This window comes from Dolichospermum planctonicum, from assembly GCF_005402965.1.
In the GTDB taxonomy this organism is placed as follows: domain Bacteria; phylum Cyanobacteriota; class Cyanobacteriia; order Cyanobacteriales; family Nostocaceae; genus Dolichospermum; species Dolichospermum planctonicum.
Window position 1 is genome coordinate 1 of the sequence record NZ_BJCF01000086.1, and the last position, 8,854, is coordinate 8,854.

At 36.4% G+C, this 8,854-nt stretch carries 10 protein-coding genes; 3 read left to right on the plus strand and 7 right to left on the minus strand.

Annotated elements, in window-relative coordinates; translation table 11 throughout:
- Window positions 1–482: 482 nt before the first annotated feature.
- Window positions 483–1,544, minus strand: coding sequence for a LuxR C-terminal-related transcriptional regulator (locus FFO06_RS20280; protein WP_228036524.1), 1,062 nt, complete (start codon window positions 1,542–1,544; stop codon window positions 483–485).
- Window positions 1,545–1,895: 351 nt separating this feature from the next.
- Between FFO06_RS20280 and FFO06_RS20285 the strand changes: the two genes are divergently transcribed.
- From FFO06_RS20285 to FFO06_RS20295, 3 genes are all read left to right on the plus strand, one after another.
- Window positions 1,896–2,201: a hypothetical protein gene (locus FFO06_RS20285; RefSeq protein ID WP_137909645.1), complete on the plus strand. Its 306-nt coding sequence runs from the start codon at window positions 1,896–1,898 to the stop codon at window positions 2,199–2,201.
- 559 nt (window positions 2,202–2,760) lie between these two features.
- Window positions 2,761–3,072: a HetP family heterocyst commitment protein gene (locus FFO06_RS20290; RefSeq protein WP_137909646.1), complete on the plus strand. Its 312-nt coding sequence runs from the start codon at window positions 2,761–2,763 to the stop codon at window positions 3,070–3,072.
- Between the two features lie 23 nt (window positions 3,073–3,095).
- Window positions 3,096–3,950, plus strand: a complete 855-nt coding sequence (locus FFO06_RS20295) for an indole-3-glycerol phosphate synthase TrpC (RefSeq protein ID WP_137909647.1) — start codon at window positions 3,096–3,098, stop codon at window positions 3,948–3,950.
- A gap of 81 nt (window positions 3,951–4,031) precedes the next feature.
- Here the strand turns inward: FFO06_RS20295 and rfbB are convergent, their stop codons facing one another.
- The 6 genes from rfbB to FFO06_RS20325 form a co-directional block, all read right to left on the minus strand.
- A complete protein-coding gene (rfbB, locus tag FFO06_RS20300; protein WP_137909648.1) occupies window positions 4,032–5,054 on the minus strand; it encodes a dTDP-glucose 4,6-dehydratase in 1,023 nt (340 codons plus the stop codon).
- A 17-nt stretch (window positions 5,055–5,071) separates the two neighbouring features.
- A complete protein-coding gene (locus FFO06_RS20305; protein ID WP_137909649.1) occupies window positions 5,072–6,073 on the minus strand; it encodes a glycosyltransferase in 1,002 nt (333 codons plus the stop codon).
- A gap of 130 nt (window positions 6,074–6,203) precedes the next feature.
- Window positions 6,204–6,842: a DUF6391 domain-containing protein gene (locus FFO06_RS20310; protein ID WP_137909654.1), complete on the minus strand. Its 639-nt coding sequence runs from the start codon at window positions 6,840–6,842 to the stop codon at window positions 6,204–6,206.
- 117 nt (window positions 6,843–6,959) lie between these two features.
- Window positions 6,960–7,481, minus strand: a complete 522-nt coding sequence (locus FFO06_RS20315; protein WP_137909650.1) for an FKBP-type peptidyl-prolyl cis-trans isomerase — start codon at window positions 7,479–7,481, stop codon at window positions 6,960–6,962.
- Window positions 7,482–7,559: 78 nt separating this feature from the next.
- Window positions 7,560–7,883 (minus strand): phasin family protein, encoded by a 324-nt coding sequence (locus FFO06_RS20320; RefSeq protein ID WP_137909651.1) that lies wholly within the window; start codon window positions 7,881–7,883, stop codon window positions 7,560–7,562.
- 148 nt (window positions 7,884–8,031) lie between these two features.
- On the minus strand, window positions 8,032–8,586 hold the full coding sequence (locus tag FFO06_RS20325) for a methylmalonic aciduria and homocystinuria type D protein (RefSeq protein WP_137909652.1): 555 nt from the start codon (window positions 8,584–8,586) through the stop codon (window positions 8,032–8,034).
- Window positions 8,587–8,854: the final 268 nt, after the last annotated feature.

Sequence of the window (8,854 nt, forward strand, 5' to 3'; positions counted from 1 at the left end):
GTTTTATCATTACTGTACTTCATAATACCGGAAACTACTGAGGTACACCTTATGCGGGCAAGATGCCCGCACCACAAGAGTTTTATCATTACTGTACTTCATAATACCGGAAACTACTGAGGTACACTTTATGCGGGCAAGATGCCCGCACCACAAGAGTTTTATCATTACTGTACTTCATAATACCGGAAACTACTGTATAGTCGGCTTGAGCCGACTTTTGCTATTAGACTGGGAATTTATTCCCAGATGAATGATTGCTTGATCATATTGATCATATTGATGTTGGGTAACATAGGTTAACCCAACCTCGACAGTAAATCACTCTTTATCGGAAGAATCTGGATCAATTCAATTCTGATACTTACAGCATTTCCCGGTGTTATGAGGTACATATCTAGCGGGCAAGATGCCCGCACCACAAGAGTTTCATGATTTAACTTTGTACCTCATCAGAGCGGAAAACGCTGTATCTCTTTGAATTACTCCCCTTGAGCATTAATAATTCTCATGGCTTCAAGTTTCCAAACTTCTAGTTCTGGTAATTGTCCACGAAATTTTTTTTCTTCCTGCTCATAGGCATAAAATTCTAGGAAAGTTTGCCATGATTCTCTGGAACTTTGATGATCTCCCTCTGCTGCTTGCACTTGTGCTAGTAAGCAATAAGCTGGAGTATAATTGCTTTCTAATTTCAAACAGATCAGTAAATTTTGTTTTGCTTTGTCAAAACAATTTTCCTGAAAATATGCCCAGCCAAGGTTTTTATACAATGTAACTTCTATGCTTTTATCTCTAACCTTGGGCAAAATTGATTCAATGATCTTCACCGCTGCTGCACTATTTCCTTGCAGAATTTGCAACCTAGCTAAATTATTCGCAGCAGCATCAGCAGCACGATTTTGATATTTACTCGCAATCTGATAGTGGTAACAAGCACCATCTAAATTCTCTAACTTTTCATAAGCTGCTCCTAAATTATAATGAGCCGCTCCATAGTTTGGGTTAAATTCAACTGCTAATTCTAAATAGGATGCTGCAATTGTAAAGTCGTTATTTAGGTAATTTTTATGCCCTATTTCATTTAGAGCTTTCGCAATTTGTTTCCTTTCTTGTTCATGAAACTTGATGCGATTTAGTATCTGTTGCAAATCCTCTGATATGGGCTGATTAAAGGATAACAAATGCAGGATATATTCAGTAATATTTGATTCATTTTCATCCGTCATTATTGTTAATTCTTTTGTCGAGCCAGTTTTACTTTCACTCAGTAATTCCGGTTTGTATTTGGCAAATAATGTCACCAACTCTGACCGTTTATAGCGACGGCTATCAGAAGGCTCATTATTCAGTCCAAATTCCAGACATATTCTTTCAACATATTTTCTTACGGACGATTCTCCAATCTTCATAGATTGAGCTATATCCGCATCTGTTTCGCCCGCTAGTATCTTCCTTAATACGTTTTTGCGTCGTTCTGTGAGATTGTCAAATACGCGCTCAAACTCTTGTTCATTCATTCTTGGTTTAAATTGCATCAGTTTCATATTCACTGCTGTGACTATTTTATTTCAGGGTTAGGTTGTTGATTATGAGTCATAATTATGACTCGGATGAGAATGAAATCTACGTAAGTGTCAGAGAAATATAAATTTCTGGTTTGGGGTTGACACTTACAAGAAAATATGTCAGATTTATGATTATATTGTATATCACAAAATAAAATAAATTAAATTTTGTGACATACATGGGGGGGGAAAATGTTTCTATCACGAAAGTCAGTCAGATTCAAGATTCAGTAGAAGTTTTACTAGTATCGCAGATCAACTGGCTTTTGCATAGTCTCTAGCTTGAGATAATTTTCGTGTTTCAAATTGAAAATCAAGGTTGCCTACATCATGAATAAACACAAGTGCTTTTTAGGGTTAGCTATATTAGCTACTTTAGTCACGACTCCTGCTCAAGCGGAGTCAGTTTCTAGGAAAGCGGCCGACTTAATGGCTCAAAATTCTAACTCGACTGATTCAGTAGATCAAAACACTAATAATACTCAACCAGTCAACACCCCAGCATCCACATATAAGAGTAGTGATACTGATTCTAAGCTGTCTGCAAGTAACTATTTCGTAGCAGTTAATACATCGCTTGCTATAGAAAAAAATACTGTTTTTATTCCTCAGAATAGAACTATATCTCAGGATTAATCGGAGCTAGAGCCAAGGATGAATAACTACAGAAGCTGCTAATTTTTTCGATTCTTTTAGAATATATCCTAGTCGGATTATTAATGATAATTAGAGTGAGTATTGTCCTAGAATATCCTCATCAAAAATTAAGCAGACTTTACTCCTAAGTCCTGTAGAGAACTGTCGAAGAAATGTCTTGAGAAGCTGTTTTAAAATCCAAAGTATACATAAACCTCTCTTTACACTAGCATCTTTGATACCATTACCCACTCTATTCTTTCAATATTAAGCCCGTTGTTTAATTGTTAATAAAGATACAGGTAATGAATGGCTTGCTACGGTGATGGTGTATTTTATACCTTACTAAGTTGAAATTTGCTGTATATTTAAAAATCAAAATTCTGATAGTTAACAAAAATTCAAAAAAATAAGAGCAAAAAAATAGTCATGTTAATCAAAAAATAGTTTATGTATTGGGAACTTGGATTTGGATACTCTTAGTAAAGAAGCCGTTATTGATAAATGGCGGGAAAATCCTCAAAAACCATTGCATCGTTTGACAAACAGGAGCAAAATCATGAATCAAAATTTTACTGGGTATAATCCATCCATTAGCAAAAAGATCAAGACCGAGCAAATAGAACAAATAATTAAAGCGATTATAAGCGGAAAATATTCTTGGGCTTGTGTTTTGGTTTTACAATTTGCTGGCTACAACCCTACAGACTATATGCCCTATCGTACATATATCAGATTACTTAAAGATAACCGCTTGCTCGGTAATTCCCAGAAAAATCAGCCACCGGTGGAAAAAGTTGACAGGTTTGATGTCAAATCCTTGACTTTTTTTCAGACAAGAAAAGGGAAAGGTGAAATTTTACAAAAATAATTTATCACCCTCGTCCAGATTTTATTATCTATCCAATCACAATTTATCATCCTCAAATGCAAGCAATTATCAAAGAAATTGTGTGGCATAAAAAACTGGAAGTTGTACAAATGCAACAAGATATGTCTTGGGCTTCCTTGCAACGTCAGTTAACTGCTGCTCCTACTGTGCGGGACTTTTTGACTGCTTTACAGCAGAGTGTTTATAAACCTAGTTTAATTGCAGAAGTGAGAAAAGTATCCCTTTATCAAGGTGTAATTAGACAAGATTTTGAACCAGTTACTATTGCTCAAGCTTATAAACGTGGAGGAGCATCTTGTATATCTGTTGTTACTGATCAAAAGTTTTTTCAAGGTGGTTTTGATCATTTGCGTGCTATCAGATATCGGGTAGCATTACCTTTACTCTGCAAAGATTTTATCATTGATCCTTGCCAAATTTATTTAGCGCGTTCTGCTGGTGCAGATGCGGTATTATTAATGGCTGCTATTCTTGCGGATAAAGACCTAAAAAACTTTTTACGAGTAATTCACTACTTAGGAATGAATGCTGTAATCCAAGTTCATAATTTAACTGATTTGGATAGAGTTCTCGAATTGGAAGATATACGGATAGTTTCCATTAATAATCAGAATTTAAGTGATTCAACCATCAATATTCACACCACTCAGGAACTATTAGCAGCGAGGAAATCCCAACTGCAAAAGTTAGGAATTTTAGTGATTAGTGAATCAGGAATAGAAACCCCTGATGATTTATCTTTAGTTGCTGAAGCTGGAGTGCAAACAGTAATTATGGGAGAATCTTTATTGAAAGAAAGTGATTTAGAAGTAGCTGTCAGAAATCTACTCCAATCTAAATTTCCCATTCATCATTAGGGTTTGCTAAGAGGTTGTTTTCAAAGCGGTCTAGGGGCGATGATAAATCGCTAATACACAAACTAAGTCCACTTGCGTGGACTATAACAAAGCTTTCCACCAATCACAATTACTAAGATACCATTCTACAGTTAAACGTAAACCTTGAGTAATGGTGACAGATGGATTCCAACCCAATTCTGTTTTTAACTTATTAGCATTAATAGCATATCTTCGATCATGTCCAGGTCTATCCTTAACAAAAGTAATTAATTTTTCCGCTGGATAGACTGGTAAATCTGGTGCTAACTCATTCATAATTTGACATAAATTTTGCACAAGGCTGATATTTTCAACTTCATTATTACCCCCAATATTGTAGTTTTCTCCTGGTTTTCCTTGATGAAGTACCAGATCTAAAGCTTGACAATGATCACCAACATATAACCAATCGCGGACATTTTTTCCATCCCCATAAACAGGTAATTTTTTACCAGTTAGAATATTAATACACATCAAAGGAATTAACTTTTCTGGAAATTGAAAAGCACCATAATTATTAGAGCAATTGGTGATAATTGTGGGTAATTTATAGGTATGATAATAAGCACGAACTAAATGATCACTTCCAGCTTTTGAAGCTGAATATGGACTATTGGGACTATAAGCTGTAGTTTCTGAAAATGCTGGTTCATCTGGGGTGAGACTACCATAAACTTCATCGGTAGAAACATGAAGAAATAGATAATTATGAGGTTGTGTTTTTGCTTCCCAATGTTGACGAAAAGCTTCCAAAAGAGTAAAAGTTCCCAGCACATTAGTTTGGACAAATGCAGCAGGTCCGGTAATTGAACGATCAACGTGAGATTCAGCCGCAAAATGAGCTATAGTATCTATATTTTCCTCTAAAAGTAGTTTTTCAACTAAAGAGCGATCGCATATATCTCCCTGGACAAAGCGGAAATTGTCTTTTGATGCAACCGAGGTCAAATTAGAGAGATTTCCAGCGTAGGTAAGAGCATCTAATACCACTAATCTATCATTTGGATAAGCTTGACACCAATGATGGACAAAATTCGTACCAATAAACCCAGCACCCCCAGTAACCAACAATCGTTTATTCATAAAATTTCCTAATTCCCTTATAAATACTTGCTTTTGACTTTAGCAAAAATTCTCTCTACAAATAATTTTGCTAATTGGATTTTTGTTAAATCTGGAATTTTAGTCGAGTAATTATTTTTATGATCAAAGAAATCATTGATTTCTGCTAAAATTACCTGTAAACGTTGAATAATATTGTCCTTTCTATATTCTGCTAAAACAGTTTCCGATAAAGTTGGTAATGTTGTTGCTTCTAGAACCTGTAAAATCTTGGCTAGATCATATTCTAAAGCATAACCAGCGATTTTATAACAATTAAAGCCCGGATCTAAATAATCAGATAATCCCCCATTGACACTAGAAAAGACGTGACAACCACAAGCTAAGGCTTCCATTGGTTGTAAACCAAATCCTTCACTAACTCCTTGTAATTGCCAATATTCCGCAGAATCATAAAGGTAAATTTTAGCACGATTAAATAAAACTGGTAAATTTTCCACATAACTATCAACAACCAAGACATCACATTTTTTTTTCAAAGCGGGAATTAACGACTTAATTAAATATTGAGAAGACTTCCGAGTTTGGACTAAAACATCAATATCTCGACTTTGATCTAAATTAGTAAATTCCTCACTAATTTGATTTGGTAAATAATAAATCAGAGAATTTGGTGATTTTTGTCCCCAATAACCCAGGGTATTTCTACTAACCGTAATGATCGGAATATTCGCTGGTAGATTCATCTTATAACCGGCACTATGAGCATGATAAATCACATTATACCTTTGCAACTTAGCAGCCAATTTAGCCACATCAAATCCCCAGCTAATCACAAAAATGACATCATCTAAATTTTTGAAAATTTTCTCCTCTAATAAATCATCTAAAAACAACTTACCAGATTCTTTCTGACGATAAGTAACCACTTCAGCAGAGCAAAATTGTCGAACCAAATTAACCGTTTTCAACTCTGCCCAAAGACCACCACAAGCAAAATTACCATCTGTTCCTGGAAGCAAAAAATAAAGCTTTCTCATAATACTAAATATCTAATTTTACATTTTATAAATAAGAGTGTAAGTCAAGAATTTTCTTCTTTCTTCCTTCTTGCTTCGTGTTCTTCATTCCTTCGTGGTTCATTAACTCCTAACTCCTAACTCTTAACTCCTATTCCTCCCAAGATACCTTAACAAAATGACCTTCCTTCCCCCAAAAATCACGAGCAATAGTGATATTTTCAACAGCTAAATTAAAAGGAATAGAAGTTGTAATATAACGCTGAGTAAGCATTCCCATATCTGGTGCAAGTTCCGTTGCTGCTGTTGCTGCTAAACCTAAACCAATAAGCTGTTCAATTGGTCGAAATGGTAGTAGAAAAGGTACAGATGCCGCCAAGACTAAATTTAAAAGCATAGTTACAGATAGATTTGTGCCGCAGCGGGGATGTACAGCTAAATCCCATTCTCCACTGATAAGACGATGTTGAGCTAATGTTACTGCGCGTCGTAAATCACTAATATTCACATCACCATAGAGAAAAAATCCCTGTTCGGTAGACAAGCCACCTAATAATTGATCATCTAATTGTACATTAGTAGTTATTCCTAATCGAGAATAGGAGTTTTTAGTTTCTCCTAATACCCAAACAGTAGCGTGTTCTAAAGCGTGAACTTGACGTAAAAGCAGGATTTCCTTCAACCCAGGGACAAAATATAGCTGTTGGAGTAAATCAGTATCTTGACTGGGGTGAGGTGGGAGAAAATCAAAGCTAAAGGTAGAAGATTTGCCAAAATCAGAAGTATTCATCATCGAGTAATCTGAGTTTTTTTTTAGGACATTGACGGGACTGAATCCCACTTTGCAAAGGTGATAATCTATTGTAGATTCTGCCCGCCAATGTTATATTTAACTATCTCTACTTACTTATTTAATAGCTAACAATTCCACATCAAAAAGTAAAGTAGAGTGGGGGGGAATTACGTTACCAGCACCTCGCGCACCATAACCTAATTCTGAAGGGATGATTAATTGACGACGGCCACCTACTTTCATGGTGCTTAGTCCTTCGTCCCAACCTTTAATTACCTGTCCTATACCGATTTTAAAGCTAAAGGGTTGATTGCGATCGCGTGAGCTATCAAATTTAGTCCCATCTTCTAAAGTGCCAGTATAGTGAACTACAACGGTTTGTCCTGGTTGGGGAGTTGCACCAGTTCCCTCTTCTAGTTCAACATATTTTAGCCCAGAAGGGGTAGTAACAGCATTGGCTGGGGACATAGTATTTTTCGCTCCTGGAGTATTGTTTTCTTGAATGATAGTGGTGGTTGGTTGTGTTGAAGGCGATGCATTACCGATTGCAGCATTTTTTTGACCGCTAATTTGAGTAAATACTAAAACGCCAACACATACCAGCATGAACACCACGCTGAGGAAAATTCCTTTCAAAATCAGCCCTCTCTGTTTTAATTACTGGTAATCAGATTACCGACAGAACACAAATTAGTGTAAATCACAAAGGACATTTTAGCGCCACAGTTTATTTTCCAAGTCCCGAACTTGACGCTCTAACCTGTCAATTCTACCCCGTAGTTCGTCCACTTCTGACTGACGCGCAACTCCCAAATCCTGCATCACATTTCGCACTTGTCGTTGCATTTGCTCATCCCAACCGCCTTGTTCGGACTTTAACTGATGAACAAGATCATCCATGACGGCCTTAGCTTGATCAGGATTGAGTTTACCATCCTTTACCAGTTCATCACTAACTTGCTTAAGTTTATCTGCAACTAAAGAAGTTGTGCCAATACCCAACATCATTAGCTGTTCCAACCAATTGTTACTATCCATACTCCCTTCCTCTGACTTATTGCTAAATGAACTAACGGTTTGGAATTAACCAGGCCATGCTAAAAGCTTAGTAATTCTAGCCTACACATTTATTTTCGCAAATTTAGCAGCAGCAGCAATTAGGAGGATAAATACACAAGTCTCATTTTTAATTTTCTGTCCACCCGTGCATTGGTGCTACAGCTTTAGTTACTAACTCAATCATATCTGGGGGAGCTTCCGAAAGCATAACACTAGGATAAACAGCAGTTCCCCAATGAGGATGTACAAGGACATGGCATTTATTTTCAATTGCGGGATATTTTAGTAAGGCTTGTGCTGCTGCTGTATCATCATGGGGAAATAAACCGGAATGAGATAGTAATGGATAACCTGTGCGGGGATCTATCAAGTCCGTTAAATATCCGCGATCGCGCAAATTAAATGCTACATCGCAACCAAACCGCATAAATTTTTCCCGCAGTTTTTCTTTTTCTTTCTCCGTTTCTGCGGTCATTTCCTCCAGAGGATATCGTGATTGTTGCAAGACAAGCACCACCCACAAAAACTGTTGTTGTTTCCAGTCTGGTAATATCTGTTCACAGTTGGCACAGATATATGGACTGGGAGTATGAATCGAAATCTCTACAGCTTGTCCTGTTTTGCCAACTAAATGAATAGGACAGCTAGGTTGGGAAATACAAACTTTTGGAGAATACACCACATTAATTTGGGTTTATAAAAGTTTTTTAATTTATCTTTGCTAAAAATGATAACTCCTAAATCTACAGATAAATCATCTATTTTTGCGAATAAGTAGAAGACGACAATTATTTATTTTCCTATTTCTCTGATTTCTCAGTTTGAACCCACATTCCGCACCCCAAACTGTCACAGAGGTAAATTACGTAGAGAAAAAATTAAAGAGAGCATCAAAACAAACATATAAAGTGAAAAAAGGCATTTGAGAAACAGTAAATCACCAAAAACGT